This window comes from Nocardioides alkalitolerans DSM 16699 (genome assembly GCF_000426525.1).
GTDB classification, from domain to species: Bacteria; Actinomycetota; Actinomycetes; order Propionibacteriales; family Nocardioidaceae; genus Nocardioides; species Nocardioides alkalitolerans.
The window spans coordinates 285,281-306,466 of the sequence record NZ_AUFN01000011.1 but is presented as its reverse complement, the minus strand read 5'-3'; the positions used below and the strand labels follow the sequence as shown (position 1 = coordinate 306,466).

Annotated in this window: 19 protein-coding genes and 1 pseudogene; 16 read left to right on the top strand and 4 right to left on the bottom strand. The window is 74.3% G+C overall.

Features of this window, described 5'->3' with window-relative positions; all coding sequences use genetic code 11:
• Positions 1-807 (top strand): annotated as a pseudogene (pucL, locus tag K329_RS0108120) (factor-independent urate hydroxylase); the annotation flags it as partial.
• 110 nt (positions 808-917) lie between these two features.
• Positions 918-2,249, top strand: a complete 1,332-nt coding sequence (gene allB / locus K329_RS25500) for an allantoinase AllB (protein ID WP_043642561.1) — start codon at positions 918-920, stop codon at positions 2,247-2,249.
• Between the two features lie 30 nt (positions 2,250-2,279).
• Here allB and K329_RS0108110 read toward each other — a convergent pair whose 3' ends face one another.
• The 3 genes from K329_RS0108110 to K329_RS25495 are packed head-to-tail and all read right to left on the bottom strand — an operon-like array spanning position 2,280 to position 4,428.
• Positions 2,280-2,762, bottom strand: a complete 483-nt coding sequence (locus K329_RS0108110) for a thioredoxin family protein (protein ID WP_028472643.1) — start codon at positions 2,760-2,762, stop codon at positions 2,280-2,282.
• 52 nt (positions 2,763-2,814) lie between these two features.
• Entirely contained in the window at positions 2,815-4,047 is a 1,233-nt protein-coding gene (gene lhgO, locus K329_RS0108105; RefSeq protein ID WP_028472642.1) for an L-2-hydroxyglutarate oxidase, read from the bottom strand.
• A 3-nt stretch (positions 4,048-4,050) separates the two neighbouring features.
• Complete coding sequence (locus K329_RS25495; RefSeq protein WP_043642560.1) at positions 4,051-4,428, bottom strand: DUF4259 domain-containing protein; 378 nt, start codon at positions 4,426-4,428, stop codon at positions 4,051-4,053.
• Between the two features lie 193 nt (positions 4,429-4,621).
• On the opposite strand from K329_RS25495, the gene K329_RS0108095 reads away from it, so the two are divergent.
• From K329_RS0108095 to K329_RS25470, 13 genes are all read left to right on the top strand, one after another.
• Positions 4,622-5,869 carry a pyridoxal-phosphate-dependent aminotransferase family protein gene (locus K329_RS0108095; RefSeq protein ID WP_028472641.1) on the top strand — a complete coding sequence of 416 codons (1,248 nt, stop codon included), beginning with the start codon at positions 4,622-4,624 and terminating at the stop codon, positions 5,867-5,869.
• Positions 5,866-7,206 (top strand): allantoate amidohydrolase, encoded by a 1,341-nt coding sequence (locus K329_RS0108090; protein ID WP_084541109.1) that lies wholly within the window; start codon positions 5,866-5,868, stop codon positions 7,204-7,206. The genes K329_RS0108095 and K329_RS0108090 overlap by 4 nt, the downstream gene beginning before the upstream one ends.
• Positions 7,203-8,093, top strand: a complete 891-nt coding sequence (locus K329_RS0108085) for a MurR/RpiR family transcriptional regulator (protein ID WP_084541108.1) — start codon at positions 7,203-7,205, stop codon at positions 8,091-8,093. The genes K329_RS0108090 and K329_RS0108085 overlap by 4 nt, the downstream gene beginning before the upstream one ends.
• Positions 8,093-8,971, top strand: a complete 879-nt coding sequence (locus tag K329_RS0108080; protein ID WP_028472638.1) for an FAD binding domain-containing protein — start codon at positions 8,093-8,095, stop codon at positions 8,969-8,971. Before K329_RS0108085 ends, K329_RS0108080 begins: the two co-directional genes overlap by 1 nt.
• A complete protein-coding gene (locus tag K329_RS25490; RefSeq protein WP_084541107.1) occupies positions 8,968-11,751 on the top strand; it encodes a molybdopterin-dependent oxidoreductase in 2,784 nt (927 codons plus the stop codon). The genes K329_RS0108080 and K329_RS25490 overlap by 4 nt, the downstream gene beginning before the upstream one ends.
• On the top strand, positions 11,732-12,211 hold the full coding sequence (locus tag K329_RS0108070; RefSeq protein WP_028472637.1) for a nucleoside deaminase: 480 nt from the start codon (positions 11,732-11,734) through the stop codon (positions 12,209-12,211). The genes K329_RS25490 and K329_RS0108070 overlap by 20 nt, the downstream gene beginning before the upstream one ends.
• Positions 12,212-12,259: 48 nt before the next feature.
• Entirely contained in the window at positions 12,260-12,850 is a 591-nt protein-coding gene (locus tag K329_RS0108065; protein WP_028472636.1) for a TetR/AcrR family transcriptional regulator, read from the top strand.
• Positions 12,851-12,928: 78 nt separating this feature from the next.
• A complete protein-coding gene (locus K329_RS25485; protein ID WP_157571631.1) occupies positions 12,929-14,215 on the top strand; it encodes a Cmx/CmrA family chloramphenicol efflux MFS transporter in 1,287 nt (428 codons plus the stop codon).
• A 269-nt stretch (positions 14,216-14,484) separates the two neighbouring features.
• Positions 14,485-15,564, top strand: coding sequence for an ABC transporter substrate-binding protein (locus K329_RS0108055; RefSeq protein ID WP_028472635.1), 1,080 nt, complete (start codon positions 14,485-14,487; stop codon positions 15,562-15,564).
• 70 nt (positions 15,565-15,634) lie between these two features.
• Positions 15,635-16,450, top strand: coding sequence for an ABC transporter ATP-binding protein (locus K329_RS0108050; protein ID WP_052336628.1), 816 nt, complete (start codon positions 15,635-15,637; stop codon positions 16,448-16,450).
• A 4-nt stretch (positions 16,451-16,454) separates the two neighbouring features.
• On the top strand, positions 16,455-17,240 hold the full coding sequence (locus K329_RS25480) for an ABC transporter permease (RefSeq protein WP_245596483.1): 786 nt from the start codon (positions 16,455-16,457) through the stop codon (positions 17,238-17,240).
• A complete protein-coding gene (locus tag K329_RS25475) occupies positions 17,237-18,082 on the top strand; it encodes an ABC transporter permease (RefSeq protein WP_043642558.1) in 846 nt (281 codons plus the stop codon). Before K329_RS25480 ends, K329_RS25475 begins: the two co-directional genes overlap by 4 nt.
• A gap of 183 nt (positions 18,083-18,265) precedes the next feature.
• A complete protein-coding gene (locus K329_RS25470) occupies positions 18,266-19,357 on the top strand; it encodes an isopenicillin N synthase family dioxygenase (RefSeq protein ID WP_052336552.1) in 1,092 nt (363 codons plus the stop codon).
• Here K329_RS25470 and K329_RS0108030 read toward each other — a convergent pair.
• On the bottom strand, positions 19,329-19,958 hold the full coding sequence (locus tag K329_RS0108030) for a helix-turn-helix domain-containing protein (RefSeq protein WP_211225774.1): 630 nt from the start codon (positions 19,956-19,958) through the stop codon (positions 19,329-19,331). The two genes, K329_RS25470 and K329_RS0108030, sit on opposite strands and share 29 nt — an antisense overlap.
• A 144-nt stretch (positions 19,959-20,102) precedes the next feature.
• Between K329_RS0108030 and add the strand changes: the two genes are divergently transcribed.
• Positions 20,103-21,164 (top strand): adenosine deaminase, encoded by a 1,062-nt coding sequence (gene add, locus K329_RS0108025; protein WP_052336551.1) that lies wholly within the window; start codon positions 20,103-20,105, stop codon positions 21,162-21,164.
• The last annotated feature ends 22 nt before the right edge of the window (positions 21,165-21,186 follow it).

Here is a 21,186-nt window from a genome sequence, read left to right as displayed (position 1 = left end):
ATGGCTGCTGGCGACATCATCCTGGGGGCGAACCAGTACGGGAAGGCCGAGTGCCGGCTCGTGCGCGTCGACCGCGACACCCCCGTGCACCGCCTCACCGACCTCAACGTCACCGCCCAGCTGCGCGGCGACTTCGCCGCCTGCCACACCGACGGCGACAACAGCCAGGTGGTCGCCACCGACACGCAGAAGAACACCGTCTACGCCTTCGCCCGCGAGCACGGGATCGCCGACCCCGAGACCTTCCTGATGACGCTGGGCGCGCACTTCGTCGACGGCTTCGAGTGGGTCGACGGCGGCCGCTGGGAGGCCGAGCAGTTCTCGTGGGAGCGCATCGCGGTCGACGGCCGCCCCCACGACCACTCCTTCGTGCGCACGGGCCAGGAGGTGCGCACGACCGTCGTCCAGAAGGACGGCGACACCACCTGGGTCGTCTCGGGCCTCAAGGACTGCACGGTGCTGAAGTCGACCGGGTCGGAGTTCCACGGCTTCCCCCGCGACCGCTACACGACGCTCGGCGAGACCGACGACCGCATCATGGCGACCTCGGTGACCGCCGGGTGGCGCTACGCCTCGACCGACGCGGCCGAGCTCGCCGCGCTCGACTTCGACGCCCTCTACACCGGCATCCGCGACACGATGCTCGCGACGTTCGCCGACGTGCACTCGCTCGCGCTGCAGCAGACGCTCTTCGCCATGGGCAAGGCCGTGCTCGAGCAGTACGACGCGGTGGCCGAGGTCAAGCTGTCGTGCCCCAACAAGCACCACTTCCTCGTCGACCTGGCGCCGTTCGGGCTCGACAACCCGGGCGAGGTCTTCTTCGCGGCCGACCGGCCCTACGGCCTCATCCAGGCCACCATCGAGCGCGAGGGAGCGCCGGCCGCGCCCCAGGCCTGGGCGACCGTGCCGGGCTTCGCGTGAGGATCGACGCGCTGCGGGCCCGGCACGTGCTCGTCGGCGACGAGGTCGTGCCCGCCACCCTCGTCGTGCGCGACGAGCGGATCGCGGCGATCGAGCCCTACGAGCACCCGACCGAGGGCGTCGTGGTGCAGGCACCCGACTCGGCGTACGTCGTTCCCGGCGTCGTCGACACCCACGTGCACGTCAACGAGCCCGGCCGCACCGAGTGGGAGGGGTTCCTCTCCGCGACGGAGGCGGCCGCCCTCGGCGGCGCCACCACGCTCGTCGACATGCCGCTCAACTCGATCCCGCCCACCACCACCGTCGAGCACCTGCAGGTCAAGCAGTCGGCGGCGCTCGGTCAGCTGATGGTGGACGTCGGCTTCTGGGGCGGCGCCGTGCCCGGCAACGTGGCCGACCTCGAGCCGCTCTGGCGCACCGGCGTGTTCGGGTTCAAGTGCTTCCTCGCCCCCAGCGGCGTCGACGAGTTCCCACCCCTGGCGCCCGACGAGTTCCTGCTCGCGCTCCGCGAGATCGCCCGCTTCGACGGGCTGATGATCGTGCACGCCGAGGACGCGACCGTGCTCGAGGCGGCGCCCTCGCCGCCGAGCCGGGCGTACGCCGACTTCGTGGTCTCCCGCCCGCCCGCCGCGGAGACCCAGGCGATCCGCCAGGTGCTCGACGGCGCCCGCGAGACCGGGGCGCGGGTGCACGTGCTGCACCTCTCCAGCGCCCGCGCGCTCGACATGCTCGCCGACGCCAAGGCCGAGGGCCTGCGCGTCACGGTCGAGACCTGCCCGCACTACCTGACCTTCGCGGCCGAGACCATCCCCGACGCCTCGCCGCAGTTCAAGTGCTGCCCGCCGATCCGCGACGCCGGCAACCGCGAGGAGCTGTGGGCCGCGCTGCGCGAGGGCGTCATCGACTGCGTCGTCTCCGACCACTCGCCCGCGACCGCCGAGGAGAAGCACCGTGGCGGCGGGGACCTGCAGCAGGCGTGGGGCGGGGTCTCCGGCCTCCAGGTCGGGTTCGCGGCCATGGCGTCCGAGGCGCGCAGCCGCGGCATCCCGCTCGCCCAGGTGAGCCGCTGGATGTCGCGCCACACCGCCGACCTCGTCGGCCTCACCGCGAAGGGCCGGATCGAGGTGGGCGCCGACGCCGACCTCGCCGTCTACGACACCGCCGCGCCGTTCCGGGTCGAGGCGACGAACCTCGCCCACAAGAACCCCATCTCGGCGTACGACGGCCTCACGTACGACGGGCGCGTCGTCCGCACCGTCGTGCGCGGCAACGCGATCGACGTCGACCGCCCCGACCACGACTGGGGCCGGCAGCTGCTGCGCGGCTGAGGCCTCCGGGCCCGGGCAGGATCCAGTCGCTCAGATCGCCGCGTCGATGCCCGCGAGCACCTGCTGCTTCGTGGGCGCCCCCGTGGCGCGCGTGACCTCGCGGCCGGCCGCGTCGAGCACGATCGTGGTGGGTGTGCGCAGGATGTTCAGCTCGCGCGTCAGCTCGAGGTGGTGCTCGGCGTCGACCTCCACGTGCGCCACGCCCGGCACGACCTCGGCCACCTCGCCGAGCACGCGGCGGGTCGCCCGGCAGGGGGCGCAGAAGGCCGACGAGAACTGCAGCAGCGTCACGCGCTCCCCCGGCTCGGCCTCGACGCCCGAGGCGGCGGCGCGCTCCCAGGCGGTGGGCTGGGCGGGAGCGCTGGGCTCCGCCGGTGCGGCGGCCTCGTCCGGTACGGCGGCCGCCGGCGCCGTACGACCGTTCGTCCGGAAGCGGCCGTCGGTGCGGGCGCGCCACAGCCCGCCGGCCACGGCGAGCACGACGGCGGCGAGCAGGATCCAGGCTCCGGTCACGTCGGTGGCAACCGCCGCGGCGCGGGACGCATTCCCGGTCTCGGAGCCGCGCTCAGAGCCCGACCCGGTCGGCCAGCTCGCGGGCGAGGGCGAACGAGCTGGTCGCCGCCGGCGACGGGGCGTTGCGGAGGTGGCTGACGACGCCGCCGGTCGTGGAGATGACGAAGTCGTCGACGAGGGAACCGTCCCGCGCGACCGCCTGGGCGCGGACGCCGGCGTGGGTGGTGCCGTCGAGGTCGTCGAGCGTCAGCGACGGCACGTAGCGCGCGGCGGCCTCGACGAACGCCCGCCGGCTCGCCGCCATCCGCAGCTCGGTGGCGCCGGTGCGCCAGAACCGTCGGGCGACCCGCCAGGTGCCGGGCCAGGTCGCGGTCTCCCAGGCGTCGCGCCCGCGCAGGGTCCGCAGCCGGTAGGCGTCCCGGGCCGGCACCAGCATGGCGGTCGGGCCCAGGGTGACGCCGCCGTCGACGTGCTTCGTGACGTGCACGCCGAGGAACGGCAGGTCGGGGTCCGGCACCGGGTAGACCATCCCGCGGACGACGGGCTCCGCCGTACGGCGCAGCGCGAGGTAGGCGCCGCGGAACGGCACGATGCGCGGGTCGGCGGGCGCGCCGGCTCCCCGGGCGAGGCGGTCGGCCCACAGCCCCGCGCAGACCACGACGCGTCGGGCGGCGAGCACCGACGGGCCGCCGGTCCCGACCCCGGTCACGTCCACGCGGGCGCCGTCGCCGCCGGGCTCGGCGACGATGCCACCGACCTCGACACCGAGGCGCACCTCGCCGCCGAGACGCTCGACCTCGGCCGCGATCGCCCGGGCCACCGCGCCGTAGTCGACGATGCCGGTGTTCGGCGCGTGCAGCGCCGCCAGGCCGGTGGCGTTCGGCTCGACCTCGCGGATCTCGTCGGCCCCGACCCGCCGCAGCCCCGGTACGCCGTTCGCGCGGCCGCGCAGCTCGAGGGCGTCGAGGCGTCCGAGCTCGTCGTCGGCCACCGCCACGACGAGCTTGCCGCAGCGCTCGTGCGGGATGCCGTGCTCCTCGCAGTAGTCGTACATCAGCCGGGCGCCCTCGACGCAGAGCCGGGCCTTCAGCGACCCGGGCTCGTAGTAGATGCCGCCGTGCACCACCCCGGAGTTGTGACCGGTCTGGTGGGCCGCGACCCGGTCCTCCTTGTCGACGACCACCACCGACGCACCGGGCCGGCGCAGCAGCGCCTCGCGGGCCACCGCGAGCCCCACGATGCCGGCGCCGACGACGACGAGGTCGTGGCGGGCGTCCCCCGGCACGCGTCAGCCCCGCGCGGCCAGGTCGCGCAGCTGCGCGCGGGCGGCCGGCGGCAGGAACTCCTCGCCCTCGCGGTCGACCAGCGCCGCCGAGGCGTCGCGGGCCTGCCGGACGAGGGCGGGCGACGGACGCCAGTCGGGCCGGGGCCAGTCGGCCGGGTCGAGGTAGGGCTCGTGCGCCTCGATCCCCGTGCGGTCGATCGCGAAGAAGACCAGCGCGGCAGCGGCTGCCGCGTCGGCGAGGTCGGAGTCGTAGCCGCCCTCGGCCTCCGCGAGGAAGGCGGCGAGCATCCCCTCGACCTCCCCGGTGTCCGCTTCCGCGAGCTCCATCACGATGTCCGCGGCCGAGTCGTTCTCGAACAGTCCCTCGCCCCAGGTCCCCACGTCACGCCCCTCTCCTCGGACCGGCCCCGTGCCGGTCACGGGTCCAGTCCACCGTGTCGGGGACGCCGACGCACGCGCGGCGCGGCGTCGTACCCGAGTTTCGGGAGGTAGGGCCCGTCACCGCGCCGGAAACGGAAACACCGCGGGCGCGTCGCGAAACACCCCAGAAACGGATGTTTCATAGGCTGCCCCCATGTCCGTCTCGGCCGCTGCCCAGATCCACCCCCCGCCGCGCCTGCTGATGGGTCCCGGACCCGTCAACGCCGACCCCCGCGTGCTGCGGGCGATGAGCGCGCCGCTGGTGGGTCAGTACGACCCCGCGATGACGTCGTACATGAACGAGGTCATGGCGCTCTACCGCGACGTGTTCGTGACGACGAACGAGCAGACGTTCCTCGTCGACGGCACCTCCCGCGCGGGCATCGAGGCCGCGCTGGTGAGCCTGCTCGAGCCCGGCGACCGGGTGCTCGTGCCGGTCTTCGGGCGCTTCGGCCACCTGCTCACCGAGATCGCCGAGCGCTGCGGCGCCGAGGTGCACACGATCTCCACCGACTGGGGCACCGTCTTCACGCCGGAGCAGCTGGAGGAGGCCGTCGCCGCGGTCCGGCCCAAGGTCGTCGCGGTCGTGCAGGGCGACACCGCCACCACGATGTGCCAGCCGCTGGCCGACCTCGGCGAGATCTGCCGGCGCCACGACGCGCTCCTCTACTGCGACGCCACGGCCTCGCTCGCCGGCAACGAGTTCCTCACCGACGCGTGGGGCGTCGACGTCGTCACGGCCGGCCTGCAGAAGTGCCTCGGCGGGCCGTCGGGCAGCGCCCCCATCACGATCGCGCCGCGGGCCGTCGAGGTCATCGACGGCCGCCGGCACGTCGAGGCGGGCATCCGCGAGGCCGCCGACGAGGCGCGCGAGGGCGGCCTGCGCATCCGCTCCAACTACTTCGACCTCGCGCAGGTCATGGACTACTGGGGCCCCCGCCGCCTCAACCACCACACCGAGGCGACGAGCATGCTGTACGGCGCCCGCGAGTGCGCCCGCCTGCTCGTCGAGGAGGGCGTGGGCCGGGCCGTCGAGCGCCACCGCCTGCACGGGGCGGCGATGCTGGCCGGTGTCCGCGGCCTCGGGCTCGAGGTCTTCGGCGACGTCGACCACAAGATGCACAACGTGGTGGCCGTCCACATCCCCGACGGCGTGCCCGGCGACGCCGCCCGCGGCGCGATGCTCACCGACTTCGGCATCGAGATCGGCACCTCCTTCGGTCCGCTGCACGGCAAGGTCTGGCGCATCGGCACGATGGGCTACAACGCCCGCCGCGACGCCGTGCTCCTCACCCTCGCCGCCCTCGAGCAGGTGCTCCGCGCGTACGGCGCCCGCGTCACCGGCGGTGGCGGGGTCGGGGCCGCGCGCGAGGTGTACGACGCGAGCGAGGCCGACGCATGAGCACCGACGCGACCACCACCGACGCGACCAGCGACCCCACCACCGACCCGACCACCGACCCGACCACCGCCCCGGGCGTGCTCGCCCGCTGCACCGAGCTCGACCGCTTCACCTCCTCGCCCGACCACCTCGAGCGCGTGCACCTCTCCCCCGAGCACGCCGCCGCCAACGAGGCGGTGCGCGCCTGGATGGAGCAGGCCGGGCTAACCACGTGGCGCGACGCCGCCGGCAACATGTGCGGACGACGCGAGGGCCGTGAGCCGGGCCTGCCCGCGCTCCTGCTGGGCTCGCACGTCGACACGGTGCCCGACGCCGGGTCGTACGACGGGATGCTCGGCGTCGTCATGGCGATCGCCGTGGCGCAGCGGCTCGGCGACCGGGTCGCCGAGCTGCCCTTCGCGCTCGAGCTGGTCGCGTTCTCCGACGAGGAGGGCACCCGCTTCGGCACGGCCCTCATGGGCAGCAAGGCGCTGGCCGGTCTCTGGGACGACGCCTGGTGGCAGCTCGCCGACGCCGACGGCGTCCCGCTGCGGCAGGCCTTCCTCGACTTCGGCCTCGACCCCGAGCGCGCCCGCGACGCGGCCCGCGCCCCCGGGAGCCTCGTCGGCTACCTCGAGGCCCACATCGAGCAGGGCCCCTACCTCGAGGCCGCCGACGTCTCGCTCGGCTACGTCACGACCATCGCGGGCGCCCGCCGCTTCCGCCTCACGGTGCTCGGCGAGGCCCGGCACGCGGGCGGCACGCCGTACGAGCGCCGCCGCGACGCCCTCGTCGGCGCCGGCGAGGCCATCACGACGATCGAGCGGCTCGGCCGCGCGCTCGGTGTCATCGCCACCGTCGGTCAGATCGAGGTGCACCCCGGCGCCGTCAACGTGATCGCCGGCCGGGCCGACTTCAGCCTCGACCTGCGCGCCCCGCTCGACGAGGACCGCGACCGCGCGTGGGAGCGGCTGCACGCCGAGGTCGCCGCCGCCTGCGAGGCGCGCGGCCTGCGGCTCGAGGTCACCGAGACCCACGCGGCGCCCGCCGCCCCCTGCGCGGGCTGGCTCCAGCAGGCCGTCGTCGACGGCATCCGCAGCACCGGCGACGCCGACCCGATGGCGCTGTGGAGCCGCGCGGGCCACGACGCGATGGCCGTCGCGGCCGTCGCCGACATCGGGATGCTCTTCCTGCGCTGCCACGACGGCATCAGCCACCACCCGGGCGAGGACGTGCGCGAGGTCGACGTCGCCCGGGGCATCGACGCGTTCGAGGCGGCCGTGCTCGCGGTCGCGACGGCCCACGACGCCGGCGGCACCGCCGCCGTCCCACCCCCGACACCAGGACTGGGCCGATGACCACCACGAGCACGCCACCCACTGCCGGGACCGCCACCGGGTCCGCCACCGCCATGGCCGGCACCACCGCCGTGCGCATCGACGAGCGCATCGCCACCCGGCGCGCCGACCTCTCGCCCCAGGAGCGTCGGGCCGCCGACACGCTGCTCGAGCACCTCGAGGACCTCGCCACCTACCGCGCCGCCGAGCTGGCCGAGCTCGCCGGCGTCTCGAAGGCGACGATGAGCCGGCTCTTCCGCAGCCTGGGGTACGCCGACTTCGACGAGGTCCGCGACCACCTCCGCGCCCTGCGCGCCGTGGGCGAGCCGCGCCAGCTGGAGGCGCCGGCGAGCCTTCCGGCGTACGCCCGGGCCGAGGCCGCGACCATCGCCGCCGTGCTGGCGCAGCCGAGCATCGCGCGGGCGGTCTCGGCCCTCGTCGCGGCGCGCCACGTGCACGTCGTCGGCTGGCGCAACAGCCACGCCGTCGCGCTCCACCTGCGCCAGCAGCTCGCGCAGGCCCGGCCCGACGTCCGGCTCGGCCCGCTGCCCGGGCAGGTGATGGGCGAGGAGCTCGCCGACGTCGGGGCGGGCGACGCCGTCGTCGTCATCGGGTTCCGTCGCCGGCCGCACGGCCTGGGCGGCTTCCTCGCCGAGGCGGTGCGCACCGGTGCCACCGTCGTGCTGCTCGCCGACCCGAGCGCCGTCGACCACGCCCGCCAGCTGGGCGCCCCGCACGTGTGGCTCGAGTGCCCCGTCGCGACCGACCTCGCGTTCGACTCCTACGCCGCCGCCATGAGCGTCGTCGCCGTGCTGGCCGACGGCGTGCTCGCCGCGCTCGGCCCGGCCGGGCGCGAGCGCGTGACGTCGATCAGCGGCCGCTACCACCGCCTCCGAGAGATCGAGTGATGGACCTCGTCGAGCTCACCGGCGTCCGGGTCGCCCGCACCCGCGACGACCTGCGCCTCGCCCCCGGCGAGGCCTTCCTCGGCGGCGGGTCGTGGCTCTACTCCACGCCGCAGCCCGGGCTGCGCGGCCTCGTCGACCTCACCGGCCTCGGCTGGGCCCCGACCGAGCCGCTCGCCGCGCCGGAGGGTGACGGCGGGCTCCGGATCGCGGGCACCTGCACCGTGGCACAGCTCGTCGCCGCGGCCGCCGGGTGGCCGGGCGCCGACCCGCGTCGTACGTCGGCCGCCGCCCTCGTGCGCGACTGCGCCGAGGCCTTCCTGATGTCGTTCAAGGTGTGGGAGGTCGCGACCGTCGGCGGCAACGTGTGCCTGGGGCTGCCGGCCGGCGCGATGATCTCGCTGACCTCCGCGCTCGGCGCCACGGCCGAGCTGTGGGGCCCCGACGGCGAGCGTCGCGTGGCCGTGACCGACCTCGTGGTCGACGCGGAGCGCACGGACCGCCGTACCGACGAGGTGGTGCGCGCCCTCGACGTGCCCGCCGCCGCGCTCACCGCCCGCTACGCCTTCCGCAAGGTCGCGCTCTCGCCGATCGGCCGCTCGTCCGCGGTCGTCGTCGGCCGGCTCGACGTCGACGGCCCGACGCCCGGCGCCTGCACCGTCGTCGTCACCGCGGCCACGCGTCGTCCGGTGCCGCTGCGGTTCCCCGCGCTGCCCACGCCCGTCGAGCTCGCCGCCGCGGTGGCGGCGATCGACTGCTGGTACGACGACCCGCACGGCCCCGCCGACTGGCGGGCCGGCGTGACGCCGGTGCTCGCGGCGGAGGTGCTGGCGGAGCTCGCCGGCGGCGCCGGGGTCTCCGGTCCGGGGGCGGCCGCGTGATCGAGGTCAACGGCACCCCGGTCGACCCGGCGGAGATCGGCACCCACCCGGGGCAGTGCCTGCGCACGTTCCTGCGCGACGCCGGCCGGCTCGACGTGAAGAAGGGCTGCGACGCCGGCGACTGCGGCGCCTGCACCGTGCTGCTCGACGGCACCCCGACCCACTCCTGCCTCACGCCCGTGCACCGCGCCGAGGGCCGCACGGTCACCACCGTCGCCGGCCTCGGCACGCCGGAGCACCTCCACCCGGTGCAGCGGGGCTTCGTCGCGGCGGGCGGCTTCCAGTGCGGCTTCTGCACGGCGGGGTACGTCGTGACCGCCGCCGCGCTCGCCGACGCCGACGGGGTCGTGCCCGGCGCCGACGACCCCGCGCGCGAGGCCGACGTGGCCCGGCTCTTCAAGGGCAACCTCTGCCGCTGCACCGGCTACCGCTCGATCCGCGACGCCCTCGCGGGGCGCTCCAACGTCGCTCCGGACGGCCCCGGGTGTGCGGGTCACGGAGGCGTCGGCCGATCGCTGGGAGCACCCGCCGGGCCGCGCATCGTCTCCGGGTGCGAGCCGTTCACGCTCGACCTGCCGACCACCGGCGTGCTGCACATGAGCGTCGTGCAGAGCACCGAGGCCCACGCGCGCATCGTCTCGATCGACACGAGCCGGGCGGAGGCCCTGCCCGGCGTGCGCCTCGTGCTCACCCACCACGACGTGCCCGGCACGCTCTTCTCGACCGGCCGCCACCAGAGCCGCCTCGACGACCCCGACGACACCCGCATGCTCGACGACGTCGTCCGGTACGTCGGGCAGCGCGTCGCCGCGGTCGTGGCCGACTCCCCGCAGACCGCCGCCCACGCCGCCACGCTGGTCGACGTCGTCTACGCGCCGCTGCCGGCCGTCTTCGACCCGGAGGCCGCGCGCACGCCGGGGGCACCGCTGCTGCACGGCGACAAGGGGCCGGAGTCGCGCATCAGCGAGCCCGCCCGCAACGTGGTGGCGCAGAGCCACGGCGAGGTCGGGGACGTCGACGCCGGCCTGGCCGCGGCCGTCCACACCGTCGGGGGCACGTGGCGCACCGCCCGCGTCACCCACGCCCAGCTCGAGACGCACGGCGCCCGTGCCTGGGTGGACCCCGACGGCACGCTCGTCGTGCGCACGAGCACGCAGGTGCCGTTCCTCATCCGCGACGAGCTGGCGCGCCTCCTCGAGCGCGACCCCGCGACGGTCCGGGTGGTCGCCGCGCGGGTCGGCGGCGGCTTCGGCGGCAAGCAGGAGCTGCTGGTCGAGGACCTCGTCGCGATCGCCACGCTGCGGCTCGGCGCCCCGGTCCAGCTCGAGCTCACCCGCGCCCAGCAGTTCACGATGCTGCCGTGCCGCCACCCGATGCGGGTGCGGGTGCGCCTGGGCGCGGACGCCGACGGCGTGCTCACCGCGATGGCCGTCGACGTGCTCTCCGACACCGGCGCCTACGGCAACCACGCCCCCGGCGTGATGTTCCACGGCTGCCACGAGTCGGTCGCGCTCTACCGCTGCGCCAACAAGCGGGTCGACGCCGAGGCGGTCTACACGAACAACGTCCCCTCCGGGGCGTTCCGGGGCTACGGGCTGGGCCAGATCATCTTCGCCATCGAGTCGGCGATGGACGAGCTGGCCCGCGAGGTCGGGCTGAGCGCGACCGAGGTACGGCGCCGCAACGTCGTCGTCCCGGGCGACGAGTTCGTCGTGAACGGCGCCCCCGACACCGACCTCGTCTTCGGCAGCTACGGCCTCGACCAGTGCCTCGACCTCGTCGACGCCGCGCTCGCCGACGGGCGCGGGGCGGCCGCCGTACCCGCCCCGAGCGCCACCTCCGACTGGGTGCTCGGCGAGGGGGTCGCGGCCGCGATGATCGCGACGATCCCGCCCCGGGGCCACCACAGCGAGGCGGCCGTGACCATGGCGCCCGACGGGCAGGTCACGATCGACGTCGGCACCGCCGAGTTCGGCAACGGCACCGCCACCGTGCACACCCAGCTCGCCGCCGACGCGCTCGGCGTGGCGCCGGAGCGGGTGCGGCTGCGGGCCTCCGACACGGCGACCGCCGGCTACGACACCGGGGCCTACGGCTCGACGGGATCGGTCGTCGCGGGGGCCGCCGTGGCCCGTGCGGCCGCCGACCTGCGGGCCCGGCTCGACGCGGTCGGCGGCGACCCGTCGGTGCTGGAGTCGCCCGTCACGGCCCGAGCGAGCAGCGACGGGTCGCCCCGCTCGGTGGCGTTCAACGTGCACGCCTTCCGGGTCGCGGTCGACCGCAGCACGGGAGAGGTGCGGATCCTCGACTCGGTCCAGGCCGTCGACGCCGCCGTCGTGCTCAACCCCGAGCAGCTGCGGGGCCAGGTCGAGGGCGGGGTCGCGCAGGCCATCGGCGGCGCGCTCTACGAGGAGCTGGTGCTCACCGACGGCGTGCTGTCGACGGCGGCGTTCCGCGACTACCGCGTGCCCCAGATGGCCGACGTGCCGCCCACCCGGGTGCTGTTCGCCGACACCTACGACACGCTCGGCCCCGCCGGCGCGAAGTCGATGAGCGAGGCGCCGTACAACCCCGTCGCCCCCGCCCTCGCCAACGCCGTGCGCGACGCGCTCGGCGTGCGACCCCACGAGATCCCCCTGAGCCGCGACCGCGTGTGGCGGCTCGCGCGCACCGACACCGGCGTCGGTCAGCCGCTCCCCCCTGCGCTCGCCCCGGGTCACCCCGGCGAGCTCCCCGTTGACGAGAAGGACGAGAACCACGATGCAGACGACCACGACTGACGCGCAGTGGCTGGCCCAGGCCATCGAGCTGGCGGTGGCGAACGTCGCCGACGGGGGCGGCCCCTTCGGCGCCGTGATCGTGCGGGACGGCGAGCTCGTCGCGACCGGGCAGAACCGCGTGACGCCCCTGCTCGACCCCACCGCGCACGCGGAGGTGCAGGCGATCCGGGCGGCGTGCCAGGTGGTGGGCGACTTCTCGCTCGCCGGCTGCGAGCTCTTCACCTCGTGCGAGCCCTGCCCGCTCTGCGTCTCGGCGTCGCTGTGGGCCCGCCTCGACCGCGTCGTCTTCGCCGCCGACCGCGACGACGCCGCGAACGGCGGGTTCGACGACCGCGCCTTCTACGACGTGCTCGCCGCGCCCCGCGACACCTGGACCACCCCCGTCGTCGGGCTGCGCCCCGCCGACGCCACGGCGCCCTTCGACGCCTGGGTCGCGAAGGTCGACCGCACGCGGTACTGACCCCGGAGGTTCTGGACAGACCAGTTCAGATCTCGTACGGTCGTCGTCGTGGCCCGACCTCGTGCGTTCGACACCGACACCGCCCTCGACGTGCTCGTCGAGAGCTTCTGGGACCACTCCTTCGCGACGACGTCGACCGACGACCTCTGTCGGCTCTCCGGCCTCTCGCGCAGCAGCCTCTACAACGCGTTCGGCACAAAGCGGGAGGTCTACGCGCTGGTGCTGAAGCGCTACTCCGACCGCAAGGCGGCCGAGCAGGGTGCCCTGCTCGAGCTGGACCTGCCCGGCGCCGACCTGCTCCGGACCTTCGCCCGCACCGTGCTCGACCACCAGTGGGCCGAGGCCGAGCGACGCGCCTGCCTGGGCATCACGGCGTCGCTCGAGACGGGACCCACCGGCGGTGACGTGACCGAGCGGCTCGAGCGCAACGCGCAGGGCTTCTCCGCGACGATCGCCGAGATCGTCGCCCGCGGCCAGCGCGACGGCACCCTCGACGCGAGCCGGCCTGCGACCGAGCTCGCCTGGGTCGTGCACGCGATGCTCGACGGCCTCCAGGTGCGCTCGCGCATCCACCACGACCGCGCCGACGTCGACCGATGTGTCGAGACCCTGCTCGACCTGCTCGCCCCGCGCGACTGACCCACCCGACCACCCCGACCCGTCCTCGACCCCGCCCCTGTTCTGGACAGAACCATCCATCATCTCGGAGGACCCGCCATGACCGCACCCGCTCCCGCCCGGCTGCCCCTGGCCGTCTACGTGCTCGGGGCCACGATCTTCTGCCTCGGCACGTCGGAGTTCATGCTGGCCGGGCTCCTCCCCGACCTCGCCCGCGACCTCGGCGTCGGCCTGCCCACGGCGGGCGGCCTGATCAGCGGGTTCGCGATCGGCATGCTGGTCGGCGCCCCCGTGATGGCACTGCTGACGTTGCGCCTGCCGCGTCGTACGACGCTCGTGGCCGCCGCGCTGGTCTTCGCCGTCGCCCACCTCGCGGGCGCCGTCGCCGACGACTACGTCCTGCTGATGGTCAGCCGGGTGGTCGCGGCCGTGGCCTGCGCGACGTACTGGGCCGTGGCCGCCGTGACGGCACTGGCGCTCTCCCCGGCCGGCGCCACCGCCCGCGCCATGGCGGTCGTGGTCGGCGGGCTGACGGTCGCCAACGTCGCCGGCGTACCGCTCGGCACCCTGGTCGGCAGCGCCGGCGGCTGGCGGCTGACGTTCGTCGCCGTCGGGGCGCTGACCCTCGTCGCCGCGGTGGCGACGGCGTGGCTCGTCCCCGAGACGCGCGCCCGCGACGTCGACACGACCCCGTACGGCGCGGTGCTGCGCCGCGAGCTGCGCACCTTCCGCCGCCTGCCGCTGTGGGTGGCGCTCGGCACCACGGCGGCCTTCCAGGCCACGGTGTTCTGCACCTTCTCCTACCTCGCGCCCGTCGTCACCGACGTGGCCGGGCTCTCCGAGTCCGCCGTGCCGGGCGTGCTGCTGGCCTTCGGGGTCGGTTCGGTCGTGGGGGTGGTCCTCGGCGGCCGGTACGCCGACCGCGACCTCATGGGCAACGTGCTGGTCTCGCTCGTGGCGCTGGCCGGCTCCCTGGTGCTGCTCGTCGCCCTCGCGCCGCTGCCGGGCGCCCTCGTGCCGGCCGTCTTCGTCTTCGGGGTGGCCGCCTTCTCGATCGCGTCGGCGATCAACGCGCGCGTGCTGGGGCTGGCGGGTGACGCCCCGACCCTCGCCTCGGCCGTCAACGTCTCGGCGTTCAACGTGGGCAACGCGGTGGGCCCGGCTGTCGGCGGCGCCGTCATCGCCTCCGGCGCCGGCTACCTCGCGCCGGCCTGGGCCTCGGTCGGCCTGGCCGTCGTCGCCCTCGGGCTCGCGCTCGTGTCGCGGCGGATCGAGCGGCCCGAGCCGGGCCGGCCGGAGAAGCCCGGCCAGTCGGAGAGCGCCGCAGTCCCCGCCGTACCGCCGACGCCCACCCTCTGCACCTCGGGCTGCGCGGACGCGAGCTGACGGCCAGCCGTCCACGAGCACGGACGGCGGCGAATCGCCCACCGCCCAGCTCGTACGACGCCCACCGGCCCGGATCGCCGCGATCCGGGCCGGTGGCGCGCTCGACCGCGCCCGCCGTACGCACCCTGAGCACAACCTGAAACGAACGTAACAGCGCTGAAACGCCAACCGCCCGTTCGTGTTACCGGCGCTTCCTAGCCTTCCGGCGTACTCGGGGAAACCCGCGCAGAGACGCGCGCGATCCGTCACCCCTCATCGAGGAGAACCACATGAAGCTGTCCCTGCGCCGCGACGGCCGGATCGTCCGATCCGGTGCCGTCCTTGCGGCTGCCGCCCTCGTCCTCAGCGGCTGCGGCGGGTCCGACGACGAAGCCAGCGACGGCGAGGGCTACGGCGACGTCACCGTGCAGCTGTCGTGGATCAAGAACGCCGAGTTCGCCGGCGAGTTCTTCGCCGACACGAACGGCTACTACACCGACGCCGGCTTCGGCGACGTCACCCTCAACCCCGGCCCCGGCGCGATCGAGACCCTCGTGGCGTCCGGCGAGGCCGACTTCGGGCTCTCGAACGCGATCGCCACCGCGCAGCTCATCGACTCCGAGGACGCGCCGCTGAAGATCGTCGGCACCAAGTTCCAGAAGAACCCGTTCACGATCCTCTCGCTCGCCGACGGCGGCAACATCCTCACGCCCGAGGACCTGGTCGGCAAGACCATCGGCGTCCAGGCCGGCGGCAACGAGACGCTGTTCGACGCGCTGCTCGAGGTCAACGGCATCGACCCGGCCGACGTCACGAAGGTGCCGGTCGAGTACGACCCGTCGCCGCTCATCGACGGCGAGGTCGACGGGTTCCTCGCCTACCTGACGAACGAGTCGATCACGGTCGAGTTCGACGGCTACGACGTCGCGAACCTGCCCTTCGCCGACAACGGCCTGCCGTTCGTCGCCGAGTCGGTGATCGTCAACGAGCGCACCATCGAGGAGAACCCGGAGATGATCAAGGACTTCCTCCGCGCCGAGATCCTCGGCTGGAAGGACGCCCTCGCCGACCCCGACGAGGCCGCCCGCCTGGCCGTCGAGGAGTACGGCGCCGACCTCGACCTCTCCATGGACAAGGAGCTCGAGCAGGCCCGCATCCAGGCCGGCCTGATCGTCACCCCCGACGTCGAGAGCAACGGGCTGTTCACCATCAGCGACACGCTCATCGAGGAGAACCTCGCGACGCTGGCGGCCGCCGGCGTCGACATCGAGGCCGACGACCTCTTCGACCTCTCGCTGCTCACGGAGCTGCTCGAGGAGGAGCCGGAGCTCGCCGAGCTGCCCGACGACATCGAGCTCCCGACCTCCTGACCCGCTCGACCCCGCACCACCCGCGACACCCGCACCACCCCGCATGACCGAAGCCGAGCAGGGAGAGACCGTGTCCACCACGCTGAAGAACCCCGGCGCCGCCGAGGCCCGCACCTCGGGCACCGGCGTCCGGATCGAGAACCTGTCCAAGACCTTCCGGATGGGGCGCAAGAGCGTCACGGCGCTCGACGACGCCACCCTCTTCACGGAGAAGGGCAGCTTCCTCTCCCTGCTCGGCCCCTCGGGCTGCGGCAAGTCCACCATCCTGCGCATCCTGGCCGGCCTCGAGAAGCCGACCTCGGGCACGGCGCTCGTCGAGGGCAAGACGCCGCTCGAGCTGCGTCGCGACCACGAGCTCGGCATCGCGTTCCAGGACTCGGCGCTGCTGCCGTGGCGCTCGGTGATGGCCAACATCCGGCTGCCGTTCGAGGTCTCCGGCGTGAAGCCCGACGAGAGCCTCATCGCCGAGCTCATCGCCCTCGTGGGTCTCACCGGCTTCGAGAAGGCCAAGCCCGCCCAGCTCTCGGGCGGCATGCGGCAGCGGGTGTCGATCGCCCGCTCGCTCGTCGTGAAGCCGTCGGTGCTGCTGCTGGACGAGCCCTTCGGCGCCCTCGACGACATGACCCGCCAGCGGCTGAACGTCGAGCTGCTGCGCATCTGGACCGAGAAGCCCGCGACGACCCTCATGGTCACGCACGGCATCTCCGAGGCGATCTTCCTCTCCGACCAGGTCGCCGTGATGAGCGCGCGCCCGGGTCGGATCAAAGAGGTCATCGACGTCGACCTCCCGCGGCCCCGCCTGCCCGAGATCATGCGGACGCCCGAGTTCCACGCCCTCCACGACCGGGCGAGCGACCTGCTCTTCGGCGACCCGGCTGCGGAGTGAGCGCGTGCTGACCTCCGAACGTCTCCGCGCGCCGGCCATGGGGGCCGCCGGCGTGGTCGTCGTCGTGCTCGCCTGGTGGCTGCTCTCCGTCACCCTGCTGCGCGAGGCCCGCGTGCCCACCCCGGGCGGCGTCGTCTCCTCGATCCTCGACGACGGCTGGGCCTACTACTGGCCGAACTTCTCCATGACGATCAACGAGGCCGTGCTCGGGTTCCTCTACGGCAACGTGGCGGCGATCGCGCTGGCCTCGCTCGTCCTGCTCGTGCCGCAGCTCGAGGCGGTGATCATGCAGGTGGCCGTCATCAGCTACTGCATCCCGATCGTCGCCATCGCGCCGGTGCTCTACATCATCATCGGCATCCCCGACGACGGCGCCGCCTCCGGCACCGCGGTCGCGCTGGCCACGCTGTCGGTCTTCTTCACCACCGTCATCGGCACGGTGCTGGGCCTGCGGTCGGCGGAGCGTACGAGCCTCGACGTCGTCAGCGTGTACGGCGGGGGCCGGCTCGCCCAGCTGCGCAAGGTGCAGCTGGTCTCCGCCCTCCCGTCCGTGCTCAACGCCCTGCAGATCGCCGCCCCGGCGGCCTTCCTCGGCGCCATCCTCGGCGAGTACACCGGCGGCCTGCGCCCCGGCGTCGCGCGCGTGCTCGTCACCGCGCAGCAGAACCTCAACGTCGAGCGCGCCTGGGCCACGGGGCTGCTCTGCGCGGCCGTCGCCGGCGCCGGGTTCGCGCTCTTCGGGATCATCAGCCGGGTCGTCAGCCCGTGGTCGAAGGGAGCGCAGGCATGAGCTCGACCCTCACCACCGGCGAGAAGCCCGTCAAGGCGCGCACCGGTCTCGCGATCCTCCGCTCGCTCGCCACGACGACCCTCACGATGGTGCTGGTGCTCGCAGTCGTGCTCGGGCTCTGGGTGGCCGGACTGGCCATCTGGGACGTCGACGAGTTCGTCGGCAAGGGCCCCGCCGACGTGTGGGCCTACCTCGTGAGCGACCCCGACGCCGCCGAGAACCGCGAGGGCATGGGCGGCCTGCTCGCCCAGACGCTCGAGGACGCCACCATCGGCTTCGTCGTCGGCATGCTCGCCGCCATCGGGTTCGCGATGCTCATCGTGCGGTTCAAGGCCGTCGAGAGCGCCGTCATGCCGGTCGCGATGGTCTTCCGCTCGGTGCCGCTCGTCGCCCTCGCGCCGATCATCATCCTGCTGGCCGGTCGCGGCGCCCTCACGGTGGCGATCATCAGCGGTGTCGTCGTGCTCTTCCCGGCGCTGGTCACCACGGTCTTCGGGCTCCGGTCGGTCTCGCCCCAGATGCGTGACGTCGTCACCGTGTACGGCGGGTCCGAGGGCGCCGTCCTGCGCAAGGCCGCGTTCCCCTCGGCCCTGCCCTCGCTGTTCGCGGCGATCCGCATCTCCGTGCCCGGCGCCATCACCGGCGCCCTGCTCGCGGAGTGGCTCGCCACCGGCAAGGGCATGGGGTCCGCGATCGTCTCGGCGTCCCGCAACGGCCGCATCAACGAGACCTGGTCGCTGGTCGTCATCGTGACGGTCGCCTCGGTCGTGCTCTACCTCGTCGCCCAGCTCGTCGAGTCCGCCGTGCTCGCGCGCTACGGCAAGAACGCCGGCAAGGCCTGACCCACCACCGTCCCCGAGCCGCAACACGCACGTCACCCACCGCTGCCCCCGCCCGCCTAGGGTCGGGGGCAGCGCTCTAGTTCCAACGGACACGACGGGCTCCCGCACCCGCGCACGGGGCGGGCCTCCCGGGACACGGACACCTCAGAGCGGATCCGTGTCCCGACTCCCGAGGAGAGCTCCGTGTCCCCCACCCCGTTCGCCGTCCCCGTCGTCGACCTCGCCCGCCCGCACGCCGAGGTGGTCGCCGCCATCGACCGCGCCTGCACCGAGGTCGGCTTCCTCCAGCTCGTCGGCCACGGCGTGCCCGACGAGGTCGTCGCCGGCCTCGTCGCCGCCCTGGACCAGTTCTTCGCCCTCCCCGACGCCGACAAGCGGGCGCTGCGCCGGCCCCCGGAGGAGAACCGCGGCTACGTGCCGCCGCGCACCGAGGCGCAGAGCCTCAGCCTCGGCGTCCAGCCGGCCGACATGATGAACGACTTCTTCGAGGCGTACGGCGTGGGCCGCGGCCTCGCGGACTACCCGGCGTCCTCGGGGGTCGCGGCGGTGGCCGACCACGCGTCGTACGGCGAGCACTACGCCCCGAGCGTGTGGCCGGACCTGCCCGGCTGGCGCGAGGCGGTCGAGCGCTACCTCGGCGAGGCCGAGCGTGTGGCCCGCACCCTGGTCGCGCTGTTCGAGGACGCCCTCGGGCTCGACCGTGGTGAGCTCGCGGCCCTGGACCGGCACCCGATCAGCGTCATGCGGCTCATCAACTACGCGCTCGACGAGGGCACGGCGGTGCACCTCGACGGCGACCTGCGGGGCATGGGCGAGCACACCGACTACGGCCTGCTCACCGTGCTGTGGGCCGACCGGGTCGCGGGCCTGCAGGTGCTCGCGGCCGACGGCACGTGGCACGACGTCATGCCCGCCGACGGGGCGCTGCTCGTGAACCTCGGCGACCTCACCGCTCGGCTCACCAACGACCGGTGGTCGTCGACGCTGCACCGCGTGCGGCCGCCGGTCGTCGACGGCACGATCCGACGGCGGCGCTCGGCGGCGTACTTCCACGACGCGGACGCGGACGCCGTCGTCGCTCCCCTGCCGGGCTGCGTCGACGACGCCCACCCGGCGCGCTACTCGCCCGTGACGGTGGACGAGCACGTGCGCGCGAAGGTCGCGGGCTCGAACGCCGGGGTGGTCAACCACGCGGCGGTGCGGGAACGGGCGCGCCTCGGCCCGGGTGCCGGCACGCCGGCGGTCGTCAGTCCCCCGACGGCATCGCGACGCTGAGCAGCAGGTGCACCGGCTCGTCGCCCTCGACGCTCCAGCGCTCCCGTGTGCCCGTGGGGAAGGCGAGGAAGTCGCGGGGCCCGAGCCGGTGCACCGCGCCGCCGTCGACCTCGACCGCGAGGCGGCCGCTGACGACGTACACCCCGGTCTCGCCGACCGCCTCGAACCAGGTCGTGAGGTGCTCGCCCGGGCCCACGACGTACTCGACGACCTGCAGCGGGGAGTCGTCCTGGAACCTCAGGGCGCGCCCGACCGCGCTGTCCGGGCGGTCGGAGACGGGGATGAGACGGCCGCTGCCGGCCGGGACCAGCACGACGGGGTCGGCCGGCTCCCCGGCCACGACGGGCAGCAGCTCGCCGGGCGAGACGCCGAGCGCGGACGCGAGGCGGTAGGTCGTCACCATCGACGGCGCGCTCTGCCCGCGCTCGAGCTGGCTGAGGAACGGCTGGCTGACGCCGGCCACCGCGGCGAGGGCACGCATCGATAACCCCTGCTTGTCGCGGAGCTCCTTGATGCGGAGGCCGATGCGGGCGGCGATGTCGCTCTCGCTGGTCGGCACCGCGGCCGGGAGGGCGGGACCCGTTACGGGGAGATCGCTCAACCGTCACACTCCTGACACATCTGTTCGATCAGATCGAGGCACAATGATCGTCATGACTTATCAGCGCCCGCGTGACGCCCTCGCCGGGATGGCGACTGCCGCTGATCGTAGCGACTTCTCACCGCACCCGGAGGTCACCGCCCGATGACCGGCTTCGCCTACTCGACCCCGACCCCCGCCGACCCGGTGATCGACGCCCTCGTGGCGGCGCTGCCGAAGGTCAGCCTCCACTGCCACCTGCTCGGCACCGTCGCACCCGCGACCGTCGTCGACCTGGCCCGCAAGCACCGCGTCGACCTCGGCGGCCGCACCGCCGACGACCTCTACGACCACGACAGCTACGAGGACCTCGGCGAGTTCCTCCGCGTGCTCGACGTCGTCGGCTCCGTCGTGCGCGACCTCGACGACCTGCACCGCGTCACCTACGAGTCGCTCACCGCGGGCGGCGCGGCCCACGGGGTGCTCTACCGCGAGATCCAGCTCAGCCCGCCGGGCCACGAGGGCGTGCCCTACTCCCGGCTGCTCGACGGCGTCATCGCCGGCGCGCGCGACGCGGAGACCGACACCGGCATCGGGTTCGGCCTGGTCATCGGGATCAACCGCGAGCGCAGCGGCGCCGAGGCCCGCCGGCTGGTGGAACAGGTGATCGCCGACCGCCGTGACGAGGTGCTCGGCATCGGCCTCGACTACGCCGAGGTCAACGGTCCGCCGCACGGCTTCGTGGAGGCCTACCGCCTGGCCGGGGACGCCGGGCTGGGCCGCACCGCGCACTCCGAGTCCGGCCCGCCCGCCCACGTGCTCACCCTGCTCGACGACCTCGGCTGCTCCCGGATCGACCACGGCTACCACGTCGTCGACGACCCCGAGATCACCGCGCGCTGCGTCGAGGAGCGCATCCCGTTCAACTGCACGCCCGTGAGCTCCGACATCGGCCGCTACTCCGGCAGCGGCGACGGCACCCACGAGCGCATCCGCGAGATGGTCGACGCCGGGCTCTGCGTGACGATCGACTCCGACGACCCGCCGATGTTCGGCACCGACCCCACCCACGACTTCCGGGTGCTCGCCCACGCGCTCGGGTACGGCGCGGAGCAGCTCGGTGCGTTCACCCTCAACGCCGTCGAGGCCACCTGGCTCGACGCGAGCGACAAGCAGGCCCTGCGGCAGCGGGTCGAGGCCGCGCTGGCCGCCGTACCCACCCCCTGACCCCACCCGCCCGACCGCTCAC